A 19,245-nucleotide genomic window follows, 5' to 3' on the forward strand; every position below is an offset into this window, starting at 1 on the left:
ACGGTTGAACCTTTAAAATTTTTCAATCGCTTAAAAGGAAGTGTTGGAATTATGCTCTAAAGTCGTTAAATATGCAAAAAAGAATTTTAAAACTCTGTGAGAGATAATGCGCTTTTCGCCTGATTTCCTTGATGAGCTCCGCACCAAATTACCAATTTCAACAGTTATTGGTCAAAGGGTGGTCTTTGACCCTCGAAAAAGTAAGCCTTCGCGAGGAGACTTTTGGTGTTGTTGTCCATTTCATGGCGAAAAAACTCCAAGTTTTCATTGTGATGATCGTAAAGGCCGCTATTATTGTTTTGGCTGTGGTGTAAGTGGTGATATTTTTACTTTTCTTTGTGAGCTTGATGGCTTGCACTTTTCAGAAAGTGTAGAGCGTTTGGCTGATTTTGCTGGGATAAGATTACCTCTTTTTGATCCACAAAGTCATAAACGTCAAATTGAAAAGGCTGATCTTTATGATGTTATGAGAATAGCTACGGATTTTTTTCAACACAGTTTACGCAGTAAAGAAGGTATGCAGGCGCGTCGTTATCTTGAAGCGCGTGGTGTCACGTCAAAACTCGCAGAGCGTTTTCGGATTGGTTTTGCTCCTATGAGGCGTACAGCTTTGAAAGAAGCTTTAAGCACGCGCGGTATTTCAATAAAACAAATGGAAGATTGCGGGCTTCTCAAAGCGGGTGCAAATGATACCGTTTCCTATGATCGATTTAGAAATCGTATTATGTTTCCTATTGAAGATTTACGTGGGCGTGTGGTGGCTTTTGGAGGGCGTGCATTAGAGAAAGATACGCCGGCTAAATATCTCAATAGCCCTGAAACAGTGCTGTTTCATAAAGGAAATATGCTTTATAATGCAGCAGCTGCTCGCAAAAATAGCCGCTTTGTTGGTGATGAAAAAATCCATTCACTCCTTGTTGTAGAGGGGTATATGGATGTGATTGCGTTGACTAAAGCTGGTTTTGAAGGAGTGGTAGCACCTTTGGGGACAGCACTAACCGAAGCGCAAATTGCGCTTTTATGGCAGATGGGGAGTGATCCCATTTTGTGTTTTGATGGAGATAACGCTGGTTTAAAAGCTGCCTTTCGTGTTGCTGATCGTGTGCTGCCCCTTTTAAAAGCTGGGGTTTCTGTACGCTTTGTTTTGTTGCCACAAGGTAAAGATCCGGATGAAATTATTTCTACCGGTGGTGCACAACTTTTTTCTTCCTTTTTGCAAAAAGCAATTCCGCTGATTGAGCTTTTGTGGTGGCACGCTACTTATGGAAAGAATTTTGAAACTCCAGAGGCACGAGCGGCGTTAGAAAAACAGCTGAAACAGCAAATTTTTACGATTAAGGATGAAGATATACGCCGTTATTATTTGCAGGATATAAAGAAACGACTTTTTGATTTTTTTCGTCCCTCGTTTTCGAAAAAAAAAGCCGCAGAGCAATATTATCAGCCTTCCCCAAATAGGATATTTAAAGATCGGTCTTTTTCTATTTTGGCAAATTCCGATATCGTACGCAATTCTTCGCAATCTATCCCTGTGCGTGAGGCCGTTATTTTATTGATTTTAGCTTACTATCCTGAGCTATGGTATGAAAATTTTGAAGTTCTTGCTGAGTTGGAGTTACAAAACTCTCAATTAGTGTGCTTTCATCGATCCATGCTGGAAATTCTTGGAAACCAGCAGCTTCATGATAAGGAGACAATGGTTGCGCTTTTGGAAGGAAAAGGGCAAAAAGCTCTGTTAGAGCGTATGAAACGTCTTGTGCAAAATATTGGTATGCGTGCTGTTTTTGTCGGAGCTCCTATAGAAGATGCTCGTGCTATATTAAAACAGGCCATCTACTTGCATCTTCAAGAACACCACCTACATAAAAGACTACAAGATATTGAAGAACAACTCATAGAAAATCCTAATAGCGAGGTTTTCGATTTGCTCCGTGAGATAAAAAGTGAACTGGAGCAGATGCAAGCGGTAGAAGCGTTAATTGAAGGATTTGGAAGTTGGTTGGATGAAAAAATAGACGGGAATAAGCAAGATACGATAAAATGATTCGCTTTTTTTATGCGAATCAGTCACCTAAGGCTTAAGATGAGGAAGTTTATGTAGAGCGACATTTTTATAAAGAATGACGATTGAATTTTTGGAAAAGCGGGAAACTGGTTCTTACTATATGCTGCAGAGATTATCTCAGAAAAGCTGAGAGGTGTCGGGGAAACTTCTGGAGTTTTCCCGCGTTTTTGTGTGAATGAAGGACGTGTACGAAATGTATTCTTTCCAATAACAATAGTAATCTTCTCTCAGAGGAAGTATATATGAGAAACTGTTGAATTCGTTAGGTGAGAACACAAAAAAGTTGATCACGTAGAAGCCGCATAGTGATCAAGTGGAGTTATGTTATGGCAACAAAGGTTAAACAGAAAGATGATGTAGAAGTAATAAGCCAAGCGAGTTTGGATAGTCCTCTTCTTGATTTTTCTGATGATGCCATCAAGAAAATGATTAAACTCGCCAAAAAAAATGGTTATGTGACGATGGATGAACTAAATGCAGTTCTTCCTTCCGACGAGGTTACATCTGAACAAATTGAAGATATCTTAGCGATGCTCTCCGAGATGGGTATTAATGTTGTGGACGATGAAGATGAAGTCGAGTCTGAACATTATGAAGAAGAAGTTACGGTAGAGGGTGGCGATTTAGTAGAGGCTTCTAGCCATGCAATTGCAACGACAACTAATAAGCGTGAGGTAACAGATCGTACTGATGATCCAGTGCGTATGTATTTACGTGAGATGGGAGCTGTTGAATTGCTTTCGCGGGAAGGCGAAATTGCTATTGCTAAGCGTATTGAGGCAGGACGCGAAACAATGATCGCGGGACTTTGTGAGAGTCCTTTGACTTTTCAGGCCCTCATTATTTGGCGTGAAGAATTAAAAGAGCAGCGTATTCTTCTTCGTGAAATTATTGATCTTGAAATGACCTATGCTGGTCCAGAAGCTAAGCAAGCTCCACTTGTTGAACGAAGTGAAATTGATAAGATAAAAGAGGAAAACACATCTTCTAGTATGCGCAATATGGAGGAGATTACAGGTGATAGAGGCATTGAGGATGATGAAGAAGACGAGGACGAGGTTAATTTATCACTTGCTGCAATGGAAAACGAGCTGTGTCCTCAAGTCATGGAAACATTGGATTTTATTGCTCAAACCTATGTAAAATTGCGAAAATTACAAGATCAGCACGTTGAGAGCAGTTTGGCAGAGCGTAAAGAGGGCGCTCTTTCGCCTTCTCAGAAGAAAAAATACATTCAATTAAAGAGTGAGTTGATTCAGGCAGTGAAATCCCTCTCTTTGAATCAAAATCGTATCGAATCTTTGGTTGAACAGCTTTATGATATTAATAAGAGGTTGATTCATAATGAAGGTAAACTGAAACGGATTGCCAACAGTTATGGCATTGGTCATGAGGATTTTTTAAAAGAATATCAAGGTCGTGAATTGGATGCCGATTGGATGAATTATATTGCAACTTTGCCAAGTCCTGGTTGGCAAGAATTTTCAATGCGTGAAGCAAAAGAAATTCAACGTTTGCGTAGCGAAATACAAAATCTTGCGCAAGAAACTGCCATTTCGATTGGAGAATTTCGTCGGATTGTTACGCAGGTGCAGAAAGGTGAGCGCGAATCGACAATTGCTAAAAAAGAAATGGTGGAAGCTAATCTGCGTCTCGTGATTTCAATTGCAAAAAAATATACTAATCGTGGTTTGCAGTTTCTTGATCTTATCCAAGAAGGCAACATTGGTTTAATGAAGGCTGTGGATAAGTTTGAATATCGGCGTGGGTATAAGTTTTCAACTTATGCGACATGGTGGATTCGTCAGGCGATTACGCGCTCAATTGCTGATCAGGCTCGTACTATTCGTATCCCCGTGCATATGATTGAAACAATTAATAAAATTGTTCGTACATCCCGCCAGATCTTACATGAAATTGGACGTGAACCCACACCAGAAGAATTATCTAGCAAGCTTTCTATGCCGTTAGAAAAAGTGCGTAAGGTCCTTAAAATTGCAAAAGAACCTATTTCACTTGAGACACCGGTTGGTGATGAAGATGATTCCCATTTGGGTGATTTTATTGAGGATAGGAATGCATTATTGCCGATTGATGCAGCTATTCAGGCTAATCTGCGGGATACGACGACTCGCGTCCTTGCTTCATTAACACCACGTGAAGAACGTGTTTTGCGAATGCGTTTTGGTATAGGGATGAATACTGATCATACGTTGGAGGAGGTTGGTCAACAATTTTCAGTTACGCGGGAGCGTATTCGTCAGATTGAAGCAAAGGCACTTCGTAAATTGAAGCATCCTAGCCGTTCACGTAAATTGCGTAGTTTTCTCGATTCTTAATAAGGGGATTTTTACATTTTCAAAGATGTATCTTTTCATGATGCATGTGAGGGGAAGGTATATTATGTAGTTCTTAAAAAATTTTTTGGGAACAGTGCAGGGCAGGTGTTGAGTAATCTCTGTAGAATCTACGATGTAGCGTTTCTCTTAGCTTTGATATCTATTCTACTCTCTAAAAAACGACAAATATATGGCATAAAATTATGCGGCAATTTCTCAAATGAACGATATCTAAAGCATTATCTTGCGCGTAGCAGCAAGTTTATTAAGAGATGTGATATTTTAAAAGCGATTTATATTGGGGTTGATCAACTTTTTGATAACAAAAGTGTTTTTTTCTTGCACTACGGAAGCATTCACACAAGCGATTTATGTAGAGCTGTGGGAGTTTAAGTTTCCATTCAGATTATGTTATTGTTTTAGATTATAAAATATTTGAAATTGCGCGTTTTATTGTTTTTTGTGTTTGTTCATAATGGAGGTTTTGGTACATTCATATGAGATGTTTTCTAAAGATGGAGTACAGCTTTATTGAATTGATTTTAAAAAGATTGTTTTGAGGAAACGTTGTGAATGTAATGTTTTTAAAGAAACAAAATCGATGAAATTATAAGAACTACATTTTGAGAGTTTTTTTTATTTCAAAAAATATGGTTGATTTTATGTGTAGAGAAATTCCTTTTTGGAAAGTAAAAAAACTAGAAGAAATTTCCATTGCTGAGTGGGAGAGCCTCTGTGATGGCTGTGGGTGTTGTTGTTTGCACAAAGTAGAAGATGATGATACTGGTGATATCTATGCAACCAGTGTCGCTTGTCGTCTTTTAGATGGGAAAACTTGTCAGTGTCAGGACTATGTTCATCGTAAATCAATTGTTCCAAACTGTATATCGTTGGATGTTGCAACTGTTAAAACAGCTCGTTGGCTTCCAGAAAGTTGTGCTTATCGGCTCATTAATGAGGGAAAAGACCTTCCATGGTGGCATCCACTGGTGTCAGGAGATTGGCAGACGGTGCATCAAACAAAATTTTCTGCGCGTGGACAGATAGAAATTTATGAAGATGAATTATCGTCTGAAGAAGCTTATCTCCATCATATCACTGGTCTTCTTTGTGAGGGTCAGTGATATGATTGTTTTGCGCAATAACTGATGAGATCGTATGATTTAGTCTATAGCAAACACTACAGTAACACTGACATTATAACCCAATTCACCTCCTGAAAAATTTGTATCAGCGTAGCTTGCACGGGATGCACTGCTCATAAGGCGCGGGCTTGGATAATAATTATCATTATTTTCATTGATTTCGATGATTTTTCCTAATTTTAAATTTGCTGCTTGTGCTATAGTTTCAGCTTTTTCAATGGCTTCAGTGATAGCTTTTTTACGTGCTTCTTGATAAAATGGCTTTGTATCGGCGTTGGTAAAAGTAATGCCATTAACTGAGTTGACACCGAGCGCCATTGCTTGATCAAATATTTTACCAGCATTGGCAAGATCACGAATACGCACTGTTAAAGAATTTGAAACATGATACAGTCTTTCGGTGTTCTTTTTTTCGTGATGTTTGTCGAGGTTAGATTGATAAATGGACAAGCCCGATGTTTGTAAATCATTTGCTTGGATGCCATTGTTTTTAAAAGCGTTTACAATATCATTCATAGATTTATTATTGGCTGCTAATGCTTTTTGGGCAGTTTTGTCATATGTAACAACGGCTAAGTTGATAATTGCCATATCCGGTGTTGCTTGGCTTTCGCCAGTTGCTGTAACTCTAATAGTTGCGTTTTTCATTTTGCTTTCTCCAGCGTGTATGGGGAGTGAGCTGGTTAGCAATGCGAGTGCTATAATAACTGTTTTAACTCTATAATGATTCAACGGTTGGAAAATTGTCTTTATCATATCTATTCCTTTATATTTGTTAGTTCACTACTTTCTCATTTTTGGAAGTTCTTGTAAAGAAATTAGGGCACTGGGAAAAAAAACCGATAGAAAAGAAAAAAAGATAGATTATAACTTAGGTAGGCTCTTGTATCATAGAGCATTTTAGTTTAGAGAAAAGCAACCTTTGTGGGGCCTGTAGCTCAATTGGTTAGAGCCAGCGGCTCATAACCGCTTGGTTGGGGGTTCGAGTCCCTCCGGGCCCACCATTAAGTAAAATAAATAGTTACATAGAAGTTTTTGGATTCTATCTCATTTGTTCTTCTGATTTTTCTTTCTTTTTATTAGAAAGCTTTTTGATTGTTCTATTTTAAATAGCCAAAAAGATTTTCATCTACGACATTTACGTCTTTTGGGATGATCCAAACTGCACTATCACGATGCAAGCTTTTACAAAAGAATGTGGTTCATAGATGTTTCAGATGTTTTCTTTTTACAAGCTGAAAATCCCTTCTTCTTTTGGTAAATGTTTGCGCAACTTATGTTCGGACATTATTAGGACTTGACCCATTGTATCTTTTTAAGTATTTCGATTTTTGTTCATGATAGATCTCTCTGCCGGTATTTCAAGGATGCTTTCACAGAGAAGGCGCCTTTCTTTGAAAGGCATGTTACAGAGTTATAGGTAGCGCTGCTGTTCATAAGAACTATACATTATTGCATTGTTATGTTCTTGCTTTGTGATATCGTTTAAAAACATAGATAGTGCTGTGTAGAATAAAATTGTGATATATTTTTCTTTCAAAATAAGCTTTTTTGTATTCTCTCACGTAAAGTTCAGCAACGTCTTTAGAGGTATTTTCACGTCGATTAGTTACTGGTTCGAATCGCAAGATCTGCGTAACATTATGAGCGTTATTGATAAAAGTGATAATACCAGTTTTTTCATAAAAAGGTCTGGACCGTGTGATGGTTTTTGTTTCGTCATGGTACATAATCAACAGAATTTCATCTGATTTTATAAAACAAGTTTGTATACAACTACTTCCATACTACCTATTGCAAATATTTTTTCTAAGGTATGTGGTATGCATAAACGCTTTGGCGTTATATAGTTTGACTACATGGAGTATAGCTATGAAGAATGACGAAAAATTTGAGGTTACTTTATCTGATATTATCGTGAAATGGGAGGCTTTATCTACAGCTCAAAAGAAAGAGATATTGAAAATAGTAGAAAGCTTTACAAATGCTGATCAGTCAACAGAATACTTAAAGCTTCAATCTTCTTTTTATCTCCAGACGAAATCAAAGCTATGAGTTTTAAATCTTCATCGGAGATGTTAAAACCAGTTATTACATATATGGCGCTAGCATTTCCGAGTGTGTTAAGAATAGCCATAAGTTTGTCTACAGAGGGTCTTTTCCCCCCGTTTATCATTTGTTGTACGTAGTTTTGTCCACAGCCTGCGGCTTTGCTTATTTCAATCATTGTGCGTCCATCACTTTTTATCAATTCAATTAAGCGTTGGAACCAATCTTTTTCAGTCTTTTTCATTTTTAGACCTTTACACATTTACGCTATAGCGTTAATATTGCACTGCGAATCCAGAATATATGATACAAGGAGCGTCAAAATATCCATGCGTAGCTTTTCGCTTATGAAGGGTATAGAGTTGTTTTTTACTAATAACAAAATGTCCGCATACACTTTCAGATTCGAATCAATAAAAAATGGTTGCTTAGTTCCACGATTGTGACAGAGTGGACGCGTATAACCAGAGACGGAAATACACTTGGTGTGTTTATGAAATGTCACTGATAGTATACGCAGCGCCATTATAAATCAAGATATACCCCAACATTGGCATTTGTAAGAAATTTCCGCGTTAAGATGATGTGCGGATATAGCGAGGCTTCACAGCTTTAAGGGTAAGGGGGTATGGCTGTTAGAAAAAATACAAATTTATGGACGAAGAACGTTTGTTTTCCTTTTGTTTTAATAGATTAGGTTACTGTTAGACGGTATATGCGCGTGTTAAGAGACTTTGGAAACATCAAAAAAAGTGATCATGATGATTTTATAGAGTATGAAGGTGTCCTCGGTCACGAAGGTGATTGTTGGGTAGAATCTAATACGAGTGGTAGATGCTGTATCGTAGATGAATGTGTTTTTGCTAACGTCATAGTTTATAACGATGCTCGTATTTTTCATGATAGCATTATTTATGATAGTGCACAGATATATTGTATATTGCCTGTTTCGAGCTTCATTTGTGTTTACAGAAATGCACTAGTATATGGTAGTTTAAAGGTTCGCAGTAGGCTACATGTTTACGAAAAGACAAAGATTTACTGTAATTTCAAGATTAGTAGCAATGTACATGTTGACGGCGGTGTTCGTGTATATAGCAATGCCCAAGTTTATAACTCTGTAGAGATTTCCAAAAATTCTAAAACTTATGTTAACGCTTTAGTTTGCGATTATGCAACGATTCATGGGAAGGCACAAGTTTACGGTCATGCTGAGGTTTGTGGCTATGAAGATTGCTGCAATGATAATGAGATTCGCATAGGTAGCTACGTTTTACATGATATAAAAGAGGTAAAAAAGAACGATGTGGGGAAGGCGTCTATCGGGTTTGTTGTGCTGTTAGCATCGTTTGAAATCGTTTTTATCTTGATGTTTTATGTAAATAAATACGGTGCAAATAATTGGCGAGAAGGTATGGATTTTTGCAGCTTTTATAGGGCTGTTTTGCATCATTTGTCAGTGTGTTTTTATGGAGAAAATAAAGGGTACCGAGTGCGATTTTTTGTACTTGGCATATGTCGTTTTGTCTTCTTTTTTTGATGGAGGGCGAAATAAAACAAATTGATCGAGATGATTGATTTAATAGCAACTAAAGGAGATCAAAATGAGTTTGAATGAAATTTTATTAGGAGCTGTGTTTGTTGTTTTGCTTTTTAGTGGGATTATGTTTCGGTTGGTTTTTTATTATTGTGATCAGGTTAAAGCCCTTAAAGAAGAGGCAAGAAAGATAAAGTATGAGTTTTTAAGGGATTCTATGAAAATAACTGAAGAACGAGATAGGGCAATTAGAGAGCAAAACATGGTGATTAAAAGACGTGAACAAACAATTGAAAAACTGAAAAAACAAATTAAACAGTACGAGGAAGTCATGAAGCAACATCATGAAACGATTAAATTTGAAGATGACGCGAAAAAGTGATTGTATTCGTATTTTGCATCCGATCTGTGCATTAAAAATTTTTGGAAACGTTGTAGAGCGGTGCTTAAAGAGGTTGAGGATAGCGGGAGAGGTAAACCTTCACTATATGAAAGTGACGAATGAGTTAGTGGTGAGCTTATGTTTTTGGATAATTTTTCAGTTTACTCCAATGTTATGGTTTATGAAAGCACTCAAGTCTATGGGAAGGTTGTTGTTAGTGGCAATGTAAAAATTTGTAGTGATGTATATGTTGCTGAAAAAAGTTTTGGAGGTAGTAGGCTTTTTGGGGAGGATGAGGTATATGATGGGAAAATAGCCTTAACCAACAGCATAAAAAAGGTATGGAAGTAGCAAGAAAGAAGGATGCCTATTTTTTTGTGAAGGTATGACGCAGACATATTTGTTATGATGATCCGACTCCAAAATAGAGAAAGAAAGATGTACACAGAAAATATTAGGTATCTGGCGGAAAATTATATTCATAATTTATATGTGTTCTATTACGTTTATTACTATTACGAAAAGACAGAAGATTTGAGAAATTTGCTGGTTGATAGATTCAAGAGTAGTTTAATTGTCGGTTTGAAGACAGGAATAGCATTTGTAAAAAGCTTTATTTAATGTTACTTTGTATATTAGGAATTACAAAAAAGCTCTTCTATTGAGGGAAAATAAGCTCCCTTTATTCATCACCAAAATGTGGTGTGAAATTCCAACCATACAAAGTAAAAAAATTCATTAATAGTAAAGAACGTTAGGGTTGTAGTTCTTTAATAAGTGCTTTATGCGTAATTTCTTTTATTTGCTCAATATTTATCAGGATATCCTGTTTCGTTGGATAGCCTTTACTAGAAAAAGCGATTTTTTGTTCATCTCCTGAGATTAGACGCCAGTACCATTGATTGTGAACTCCTTGAAACACCTCAAAAAACATGCTTTCCACCTCATAAAATAGCCGATAATTTGCAGGATAAATATTTAACCAATTTGACTATAAAAATTAAGGTATGTCTCTATAGTGAGTAGTCAATATATTCCCCTTCATTTTTTTGATCTCAAACAATAGTTTCTATGAGAACCGTATCTTGTAACAAGAAAATATTTATTGTCAATAATGCATAAATAGGTATTTTATACTATAAAAATTATTTTTGTAATTTTAATTATGTTATATTTCTATTTTTATTAGAAACTTCTTTTGTTTTTGTTAATAAGATAGCCTCAAATATTTTATTATAGAAATAAAATTTATAAAATGCATCAGGTTTTACCAGCATAGGAAAAGTAGAAGCGTTTCTTTCCGTGCTGATAAAGTTTGCATTTATTTTGTTATTCTTTGTGATAAGGATATCTATTGATTAGCTATAATCTCTTTTTGCGATACACTTCGAATGAGCAAATCAATGAACAAGCTAAGAGTGTAGGAATTGGCCATTTTTGCCTTCATATCAATCAGAGATGTTGCAACCTTTGGGGTAAGGCTATTAGAGAAGCCTTGTTTTGACAAATATTGCTGCAACTTTTCATAAGAGCTATCAATTTTTTCTTGATTTGATTTTTCACCATGATCATTGCTTGCGAGAATCTCTTCAAGCCCCTCAATTTTTTTTATGAAATAGTTCCAGTCAAAGTCACCTTTTGTATATTCGCTGTCAAACATTTTTCCCTGTCCCGTTAAAAGCCAATTAATATTGACACCGTACAGCGTGCGATATGTTTGTAATACACTAAGATTAGGTTCTCTTTCTCCACGCTCATAAAAAGCGATGGAGTTTTTTGTCATGCTAAAACTTTTAGCTAGTGCTTCACGTGATGGATCCCCTAAAGCAAGGCGTACATAACGTAAACGTTTTCCAAATATAGTTTTTGACTCAGTTTCAGGACGTGCCACGAATTATCTCCCTCAGTAAATCATCATGGTATCGGTTTTGACCGATAAAGGCACACTATGTATTAATATCTCATGATGTAATGTCAACATTTATAACTTTATTTCTCTTTATTTTTTTTAATTTTAATGGATAGAAAGTGATTTTTGGCTTTATTGTATGACATCTTGTTTAAGATTAATATAGATTTCAAATAGAATTAACGAATCTTCTCTTGTTTTTTCTGCAGGAAATTCCATATAGATTCGCCATGTAGATTCTATCTATTTTTGCGTTAATTAATAGATATTTTTGCGTTAATTAATAGATATAATCTTCCGCTCTGTATCATATTCAATCTGCACCATAGAAGATGAATTAAAGAAATAAATTTTGAGGAATGATCATGGCCCTATTAGGCTATTTTAGATGGGCTTTTTTTTTCACGATTGTTGGCATTTTTATGGGAGGGGCTATTGGTTGGTTTGAAACAGGAAGTGTTACTGGTTTTCTTAAATATTTTTTTATTTGCTGTGTTTTAGGAATTTTGGAAATTTCTTTATCTTTTGATAATTCCATTATTAATGCACGTATTCTTGGAAAAATGGATCCGTTATGGCGCGGTCGTTTTTTGGTATGGGGCATTTTGGTGGCTGTGTTTGGGATGCGGATTGTTTTTCCGTTATTGGTGGTTGCCGTTGCTGTTGGGATTAATCCAATTTCGGCAGTAAAATTAGCGATATGGGAACCACATCGATATGCCGCAATCTTAACAGATTCTCATGTGGGAATTGCGGCTTTTGGAGGAACTTTCCTCATGATGGTTGGTTTGAAATATTTTTTTGATCCTGAAAAAGACGTGCATTGGCTTTCTTTTATAGAGAAATCTGCTCAAAAGTTTGGGGCTCTTGGTGGTATTGATATTGCAATCGTTTTGACTTTGATATTGTTCTTTTCAGAACAGATTGTAACAGAAAATAAAATGACTTTTTTACTTGCTAGCCTTTATGGACTTTTGACGTTTATAGGTGTCGACGTTGTCAGTTCGCTTTTGGATACTCCAAAAACATCGTTAACTACGATTGCAAAAGGGGGAGCCGGTGCATTTCTATATCTAGAAATTTTAGATGCTAGTTTTTCTTTTGATGGCGTTGTTGGGGCTTTTGCTTTTTCACACAATCTTTTTATTATTGCAATTGGTCTTGGCATAGGTGCATTTTATGTTCGTTCTATGACGATTATGTTGGTCGAATCAGGGATGTTGTTGCATTATCGTTATTTGGAGCATGGTGCTTTTTATGCAATTTTGGTACTTGCAGTGATTATGTATCTGCAAACTATTATATCGATTCCTGAAGTATTTACAGGACTAGTGGGGGTCTCTATTATTGGAATGGCATTTTATTCTTCTCTTCGTTTTAAGGGTCATCTATCTGAATAAGCATGTTGTGTCTGAATGAATTTAAAATTTTTTTATGCGTTGCAATAGCAGGATAAAAGAAGATATTTTAGGAGGACATTAAGAGCTCTATACCGGATTTGTTCATATTTTTAAGCATTGTATTAAGTGATCCGTTTAGATCAATACCAGCACAGGCGTTTAATGAAACGCTGACTTTAAAGCCGCATTGTATGGCGTGAAGTGCAGAAAATCCCACACAGAAATCGGTTGCTAAGCCACACATGGTGAGCTTAGTAAAACCATGTTCTTTGAGATAAACTTGTAAGCCTGTTGGTGTTTTTTGATCATTTTCAAAAAAGGCCGAATAGCTATCAATTTTTTGATTATAGCCTTTTCTAAGGATGAGTTGTGCTTTCTCAGCTCTGAGAGATGTATGAAACTCTGCTCCTTGTGTTCCTTGTATGCAATGATCCGGCCAAAGTATTTGAGGGCCGTACTCAAGGTTGACGGTATCATAGGGTATTTTTTCAGGATAGGAGGAAGCGAAGCTGCAATGGTTTTTAGGATGCCAGTCTTGGGTTAAAATGACATGATCAAAATGGTCTATGAGATTATTGACAGCCGGTAAAATGGTATCACTTTGTGGTACTGCAAGTGCTCCACCTGGTAAGAAGTCATTTTGCACATCAATGACGATTAAGGCTTTTTTTTCCATGAATATATTCCTGTTAGGAGACTTGCGTTTATGGTATTTTAAAAGGCTTGAAGTTTTGAGACAATCTCATGGATATTGGTATTATTTTTATAATTATCAAGCCAAAAAAGAGGAGTAGATAAGTTTTTACAATTTGTTTTATAATTTTTTATAAATTGCAACCATGTACCAATGGGAAGTGCACTGTAGTCATTAATCGCTACGTGATGGCGCAAAGCTTGCATGATCTTCAAGCTTGGGACGTCAGATCCCATAAGGCGGCGTTCATTCTGTAAGCGTAACTTAAGCCACATCAATGCAAGGGGTGAAGTCCATTGTTTCCCGTAACACAAAATTGATGAAAAAAAGGAAGGGTTTTTTACTGCATAATGTAAAGCCCACAAAGCAAAAAAAGAGGGGGCATAGAGAACTGTTTTTTGGGGTGATACATTATTGCATTGGTAAGTCGGCTTAATACGATAAAAACACACTGTTATATCTGGTAGGAAAAAAAGAGGCGATGTTTGATAACACGCTTCAGGTACAGCTAAAAAAATTTTCTTTTTTCTCTTCGAAGAGGTGTTTTTTTGCATTCAGAACCGTAATAGGGCTTGTGAGATTAGAAAAAGTGTATCAATATAGTGAGAAGCTTTTAATATAGCGCAAGCGCTGCTTATCGCGTAGTTTAAGAAAAGCAATTTTTTCAAAGTTTTAACCTTTAATACCGCACAATATAAAGAGAAATTTATGGCACGTCAATTTATCTATCACATGGCTGGGCTTAATAAAGTTTATGGCAATAAAAAAATTTTAGAGAACATTCATTTGTCTTTTTATCCAGATGCAAAGATCGGTATTTTAGGACCGAATGGTGCAGGTAAATCAACCATTTTACGTATTATGGCTGGGCTAGATAAGGAATATACAGGAGAGGCATGGCTTTCTGAAGGGGCACGTTGTGGTTATCTACCGCAAGAACCTCTTCTTGATGCAAGTAAAAATGTGCGCGGCAATGTGATGGAAGGTGTTGCGGATAAGCAGGCCATTGTCGAGCGTTATAATGCGTTAATGATGAATTATAGTGAAGAAACGGCTGATGAAAGTGCACGACTTCAGGATATTATCGATAGCCAGAATCTTTGGGATTTAGAAAGTCAAGTGGAAATGGCTATGGCTGCTCTTGGTTGTCCACCAGCAAATGAGGATGTGGCAAAACTTTCAGGAGGTGAGAAGCGGCGTGTTGCTCTTTGTAAATTACTTTTGTCAAAACCCGACTTATTGCTTTTGGATGAACCGACAAACCATTTGGATGCTGAAACTACAGCTTGGCTTGAAAGGCATCTACGTGAATATTCTGGTGCGGTGCTTTTGATTACGCATGATCGTTATTTTCTCGACAATGTAACGGGTTGGATTTTAGAATTAGATCGCGGTAAAGGTATTCCTTATGAGGGGAATTATTCCGCTTATTTGGGGGCGAAAGCTAAGCGTTTGGCTCAGGAAGGTCGTGAAGAGGCTGCTCGTCAGCGTGCATTGTCACGTGAGCAAGAATGGATAGCTTCTAGCCCAAAAGGGCGGCAAGCAAAATCAAAGGCTCGAATTAAGGCCTATGATGAGTTAGTTCAGGCTGCACGTGAGCGTTGTCCTGGAGAGGCGCAAATCATTATTCCCATTGGAGAAAGATTAGGGCAGGTTGTCATTGAAGTTGAGAATCTCTCTAAAGCATATGGTGAGCGTGTGTTAATTGATGATCTCTCTTTTAAACTTCCTGCTGGTGGTATTGTTGGAGTCATTGGTGCTAATGGTATGGGAAAATCTACCTTGTTTAAAATGTTGACGGGACAGGAACCACCGGATTCAGGTCAAATACGCATCGGTGAAACAGTTCACATGAGTTACGTTGATCAGAATCGCGATTCGTTGGCCGGCGATAAAACCGTTTTTGAAGAAATCTCTGGTGGGAATGATATTATTAAGTTGGGGAAATATGAGATGAATAGTCGTGCTTATTGTGGTGCGTTTAATTTCAAGGGTGCAGATCAACAGCAGAAGGTGGCGAATTTATCAGGAGGGCAACGCAATCGTGTACATTTGGCTAAACTTTTAAAGGAAGGAGGCAATGTTCTTCTTCTTGACGAGCCTACAAATGATCTTGATACAGAAACTTTGGGTGCATTGGAAGATGCATTGGAAAATTTTGCTGGTTGTGCAGTAATCATATCACACGATCGTATGTTTCTTGATCGATTGGCAACGCATATTTTGGCCTTTGAAGGTGATGGTCATGTGGAATGGTTTGAAGGTAATTTTGCCGAATATGAGGCTGATAAGGTTCGCCGTCTCGGCGCAGAATCTCTTAATCTTAAGCGTGTAAATTATAAGCCGTTTACACGCTAGAATTTTATATTTTGTATAATTGGATTGAGAAAATAAAGATGGTGTCTGATATTATCTTTATTTTTAAATGAGAGTGCGTGCACCATGTTGAAAAGTTTTATTCATCGCATTTCATAAGATAGAAATAAGAATGTAGAATTTTGATTATATTCTTCATGGGATATGTATCATGCTTTATATGCCAGTTACGTGTATGAGCACCCAGTACTTATAAAATTATAAGGGAGAGTTGTAAGTTTTTGTACACAGTTTTGCGATTGCAGTATCAATATTTTCTCTAGAATCACGAGAATAAAGGGGCCGTTAGTTTTGGAGTTGCTTGTTGTTCAGCTTGTCAGAAAACAATATAAATAGAAGTGATGCAACTCTATGCCTTCTGCTTGGTTTTCTATTAATAGGAATAAATGCTTATCTGAGCAGTAAGGAATATGATGAAAAAAATAGTAAGTTTGGATGCAATGATTGTACTCCTGAAAACGATGGCAGAGACAAGTCGTTTGCGTGTTCTTGTACTTTTGTGCTACGAAGATTTAACGATTTCTGATTTTACTTTTATCCTTGCTCAGTCGCAATCGCGTGTTTTATGGCATTTACGTTTATTGTACGAGGCACGGTTGATTGAGCGTTATCAGACGGGAGATCGGATTTATTTTAAGCTTTGTCGTGGTTGTTGGGGTAAAGATATTGTAATGGCCGCTCTTTCAGCTTTGTCAAAGCATGATGTGAAGCTGGTACACGATTTAGCGCGTTTGGTGGAGGTTAAAAAGCAGCACCGAAAAAAGGAAAAGAAATATTTTTTACAAAATAAAGCGCAATGGGATGCATTTCGATTTTCCCATATTGCGGATCATGTTGTGGAAAGCGCTTTACTTGAAATCGTTGGCGATAAACCATTTGATACAATGTTGGGTATTGGTATAGATCCAGACCCTATCTTAAAATTATTTTCAAGTCTTTATACACGTGCATTTGAAGTTGTACTTGATAGCGATGTTTTGCATCTCTCTATTCGAGATACAACTTTTGATTTGGTCATTCTTCACTGGGCTTTACATTTTCTTGAAAATCCTGAGATGGCTCTTAATGAGGTGGCACGTGTTTTGCGCCCTCATGGGCGTTTACTGATTGTGGACTTTGTTCGCTATGCGGCGGAGTCTTCATATTCTTACCATGCAGATATGCATCTTGGGTTTTCAGACTCACAAATAGAACAATGGCTTAAAGACGCGGGGCTTATTTTAGAACAAACGGTTTGTCTTGCTCCTATGCAAAATGAAAATAATGAGAGGCTAATGGTTACGCTTTGGCTTGCACGTGATTCGCGTTTACTGGTAGATGATATCAAAGACAAAGAACTAGAGTTTGCATAATTATATGTTAACGTGTTTTATTCTCTGTTTTTTTAATTAAAAGTGCAAAGGTAAAATTTTAGTAAGTCTTTGAAGAATTTTTGCTTTTTGCACTGGTATTGTGTTTTGTGCATTAGATACTGGTGGCTCAATATGTGGGTGTGTAGGCTGTATAACTAAAGGCATTCTTATAGAGTAAAAGTCGTTTGAATAGTCATTTAATGCATGTTGGTACAGTATTTGTTAATTGATCAATGTATTACTTAGTAATGGTAATTTATTTTTTTTACAACTTGAATGAGAATTCTGAATAGAAGAATATTTTTTCACTTCAAACCACTGATTCAGAATCGAAGGAATTGTTTGTTTGCATGTCACAAGAGGGATTAAAGTATGAATAAAAACCGTTTGAGAAAGGAATAAATTATGCTTCTTATGAGTTGTCTACATGCAAGAGCATGTTGGTAACATGGGGAGCAGGTAAATATAATATGGTGCTGGAAGATGGATTGGAAGCAAAGTAAGGTGTCTCTTTAAAGCAAAGGTGTGAATGGGCAGTACAATGGTGTGCAGTTTTTGTGAGGAATATGATTCCATAAAGGAACGCGAATAGAAAAACGAAGGTACTATCTCCTTAACAGAGAGAGAAGTATAGTAATGTTGGGATACAGAAATTGCAATTTTATCATTTTGTGAGAGAGTTAAGCAGTAGAGATGGGGAAAATATTTCTGCTAATCTTTGTCACTTATGAGAGTGGTTAGAGTCTGTTGCTGGTTATAAAATAATCTGTAGAAACCTTAATTTCCGATAGTGAATGATTCGGAATAAATTACGTTTGGGGTTTTAATTTTATATAATCTTAAATGGTTAAAAGATCCATATTTTGATTATTGTGGTGAGAACTGTTGATTAAGTGCTTGCTGCTCTTATACGTTTTTTCTTTCATAGGGGAAGTTTATATGAATCGCTTGTATTTAAAATGTTTGTGGTACTGAAGTTTCTGGAAAAATGATTATGAAATTATGATGATCATAGATTCTTGATTCTTCTTGAAATAAAATTGCTCCAAATTGGATCATTTTGAGTATTTTTTGCCTAAATTTTTCCACTTTTAAGCGATTTATAATTTTTTATATGTTTTTTGCGTGGAAGATGATAAGAATTTCTTGTTGTTTAAAACATTTTGTTTCATAGCAAGAATATTGCATCGGCTTCGGTCGATGCGAGAAGACGATCAGGGAACCTCCTCCCCCCCCCCCCCGCGTGGATCCCTTAGATTGTCGTGCCTGACTGAGGATTTCCTCAGTCAGGCTTTTTAGAATTCGGTGTTAAAGTTTGATGAAGTGTTATAAGGCTGTATAAAGTATACAATTGGCCTTATAAAGCGTATAATTGAAGAACATTAAGTTTAGGTTGTTATGGGTTTTTAATAAGTTAAAACTTGTTCTGTACTTCGGTGAACAATGTGTGTGGGGATGTGCTTTGTATGTCATAATGTTTAGGGGCAGATAATGCAGTTTTGCTGGCGTCGTGGTGTTCTCATTTTGTTTGTGTTCATGGTTTTTGGGGCCAGTCTCTTTATTTTTCGAAATGGTGTGGTTTATCAAATTTTGTTTAAGCGCTCTTTCTCTTCTCGGCAGGTTGATGTAACAGAGGAGATGCTGTTAGAAAGATTGGCGTTGTCTTTTCCAGATATTATAAACAAGCTTTCTAAGATGAATCCTCAACAACAAAAGAAATTCATCGAGCAAGTACGTCGAGATACCGTTGCTGCTGCTTCCGCGAGGGGTCAAAGTGATGAGCATGCACGGAAGTTGGGTGATACTGTTGCTATGGCTATGTTAAAAGCGATTTCTAGTCCTTCCATTGCGGATGCTTATTTTTAGTCATTTCTTTAAAAAAATGTGTATTTACAGTTGACTTTAAGGATCTTTTTTCCAGCTTTTCGTGAGGTTTTGAAAAGCGTGTAGGAGAGTTTTACTATCCGTTTTCTATTTGATCTTATTAAGGGTAGAAA

General features: G+C 36.8%; 16 protein-coding genes, 1 tRNA gene and 1 pseudogene. 12 read left to right on the forward strand and 6 right to left on the reverse strand.

What is annotated here, in order from left to right; genetic code table 11:
- Window positions 1-106 precede the first annotated feature (106 nt).
- The 3 genes from dnaG (at window position 107) to LBE40_RS01615 (ending at window position 5,528) form a co-directional block, all read left to right on the forward strand.
- A complete protein-coding gene (gene dnaG / locus LBE40_RS01605; RefSeq protein ID WP_004859557.1) occupies window positions 107-2,044 on the forward strand; it encodes a DNA primase in 1,938 nt (645 codons plus the stop codon).
- 347 nt (window positions 2,045-2,391) lie between these two features.
- Window positions 2,392-4,404: an RNA polymerase sigma factor RpoD gene (rpoD, locus tag LBE40_RS01610; protein ID WP_004859555.1), complete on the forward strand. Its 2,013-nt coding sequence runs from the start codon at window positions 2,392-2,394 to the stop codon at window positions 4,402-4,404.
- A gap of 662 nt (window positions 4,405-5,066) precedes the next feature.
- Window positions 5,067-5,528 (forward strand): YcgN family cysteine cluster protein, encoded by a 462-nt coding sequence (locus LBE40_RS01615; protein ID WP_040296968.1) that lies wholly within the window; start codon window positions 5,067-5,069, stop codon window positions 5,526-5,528.
- 39 nt (window positions 5,529-5,567) lie between these two features.
- Here LBE40_RS01615 and LBE40_RS01620 read toward each other — a convergent pair whose 3' ends face one another.
- Window positions 5,568-6,305 carry an SIMPL domain-containing protein gene (locus tag LBE40_RS01620; RefSeq protein ID WP_004859549.1) on the reverse strand — a complete coding sequence of 246 codons (738 nt, stop codon included), beginning with the start codon at window positions 6,303-6,305 and terminating at the stop codon, window positions 5,568-5,570.
- A 171-nt stretch (window positions 6,306-6,476) separates the two neighbouring features.
- Here LBE40_RS01620 and LBE40_RS01625 point away from each other — a divergent pair.
- A tRNA-Ile gene (locus LBE40_RS01625) sits at window positions 6,477-6,553 on the forward strand.
- Window positions 6,554-7,421: 868 nt separating this feature from the next.
- Window positions 7,422-7,604, forward strand: a complete 183-nt coding sequence (locus LBE40_RS01630; RefSeq protein ID WP_004859545.1) for a hypothetical protein — start codon at window positions 7,422-7,424, stop codon at window positions 7,602-7,604.
- Here the strand turns inward: LBE40_RS01630 and LBE40_RS01635 are convergent.
- Complete coding sequence (locus LBE40_RS01635) at window positions 7,528-7,842, reverse strand: helix-turn-helix domain-containing protein (protein WP_004859543.1); 315 nt, start codon at window positions 7,840-7,842, stop codon at window positions 7,528-7,530. The two genes, LBE40_RS01630 and LBE40_RS01635, sit on opposite strands and share 77 nt — an antisense overlap.
- Before the next feature lie 471 nt (window positions 7,843-8,313).
- Here LBE40_RS01635 and LBE40_RS01640 point away from each other — a divergent pair, with 471 nt between their 5' ends.
- From LBE40_RS01640 to LBE40_RS01650, 3 genes are all read left to right on the forward strand, one after another.
- Window positions 8,314-9,138 carry a hypothetical protein gene (locus LBE40_RS01640; protein ID WP_004859541.1) on the forward strand — a complete coding sequence of 275 codons (825 nt, stop codon included), beginning with the start codon at window positions 8,314-8,316 and terminating at the stop codon, window positions 9,136-9,138.
- 64 nt (window positions 9,139-9,202) lie between these two features.
- Entirely contained in the window at window positions 9,203-9,517 is a 315-nt protein-coding gene (locus tag LBE40_RS01645; protein WP_004859536.1) for a hypothetical protein, read from the forward strand.
- Window positions 9,518-9,655: 138 nt separating this feature from the next.
- The gene (locus tag LBE40_RS01650; RefSeq protein WP_004859530.1) at window positions 9,656-9,868 is read left to right on the forward strand and encodes a hypothetical protein; all 213 of its coding nucleotides are present in this window, start codon (window positions 9,656-9,658) and stop codon (window positions 9,866-9,868) included.
- A 403-nt stretch (window positions 9,869-10,271) separates the two neighbouring features.
- On the opposite strand, the gene LBE40_RS01655 is transcribed toward LBE40_RS01650, so the two are convergent.
- Entirely contained in the window at window positions 10,272-10,451 is a 180-nt protein-coding gene (locus tag LBE40_RS01655; protein WP_004859522.1) for a YegP family protein, read from the reverse strand.
- A 417-nt stretch (window positions 10,452-10,868) separates the two neighbouring features.
- The gene (locus tag LBE40_RS01660) at window positions 10,869-11,408 is read right to left on the reverse strand and encodes a helix-turn-helix domain-containing protein (RefSeq protein WP_004859520.1); all 540 of its coding nucleotides are present in this window, start codon (window positions 11,406-11,408) and stop codon (window positions 10,869-10,871) included.
- Window positions 11,409-11,791: 383 nt separating this feature from the next.
- On the opposite strand from LBE40_RS01660, the pseudogene LBE40_RS01665 reads away from it, so the two are divergent.
- Window positions 11,792-12,845 (forward strand): annotated as a pseudogene (locus tag LBE40_RS01665) (DUF475 domain-containing protein).
- A 48-nt stretch (window positions 12,846-12,893) separates the two neighbouring features.
- On the opposite strand, the gene pncA reads toward LBE40_RS01665, so the two are convergent.
- Both pncA and LBE40_RS01675 read right to left on the reverse strand, forming a co-directional pair.
- Window positions 12,894-13,502, reverse strand: coding sequence for a bifunctional nicotinamidase/pyrazinamidase (gene pncA / locus LBE40_RS01670; RefSeq protein ID WP_004859514.1), 609 nt, complete (start codon window positions 13,500-13,502; stop codon window positions 12,894-12,896).
- A 38-nt stretch (window positions 13,503-13,540) separates the two neighbouring features.
- The gene (locus tag LBE40_RS01675) at window positions 13,541-14,074 is read right to left on the reverse strand and encodes a hypothetical protein (RefSeq protein WP_004859510.1); all 534 of its coding nucleotides are present in this window, start codon (window positions 14,072-14,074) and stop codon (window positions 13,541-13,543) included.
- Window positions 14,075-14,228: 154 nt separating this feature from the next.
- Between LBE40_RS01675 and ettA the strand changes: the two genes are divergently transcribed.
- The 3 genes from ettA to LBE40_RS01690 all read left to right on the forward strand — a co-directional run bounded on the left by ettA (window position 14,229) and on the right by LBE40_RS01690 (window position 19,114).
- On the forward strand, window positions 14,229-15,878 hold the full coding sequence (ettA, locus tag LBE40_RS01680; RefSeq protein ID WP_004859509.1) for an energy-dependent translational throttle protein EttA: 1,650 nt from the start codon (window positions 14,229-14,231) through the stop codon (window positions 15,876-15,878).
- 431 nt (window positions 15,879-16,309) lie between these two features.
- Entirely contained in the window at window positions 16,310-17,248 is a 939-nt protein-coding gene (locus LBE40_RS01685) for an ArsR family transcriptional regulator (RefSeq protein WP_004859506.1), read from the forward strand.
- A 1,491-nt stretch (window positions 17,249-18,739) separates the two neighbouring features.
- Window positions 18,740-19,114 (forward strand): hypothetical protein, encoded by a 375-nt coding sequence (locus LBE40_RS01690; protein ID WP_004859505.1) that lies wholly within the window; start codon window positions 18,740-18,742, stop codon window positions 19,112-19,114.
- The last annotated feature ends 131 nt before the right edge of the window (window positions 19,115-19,245 follow it).

This window comes from Bartonella taylorii (assembly GCF_023920105.1).
Taxonomy (GTDB): Bacteria; Pseudomonadota; Alphaproteobacteria; order Rhizobiales; family Rhizobiaceae; genus Bartonella; species Bartonella taylorii.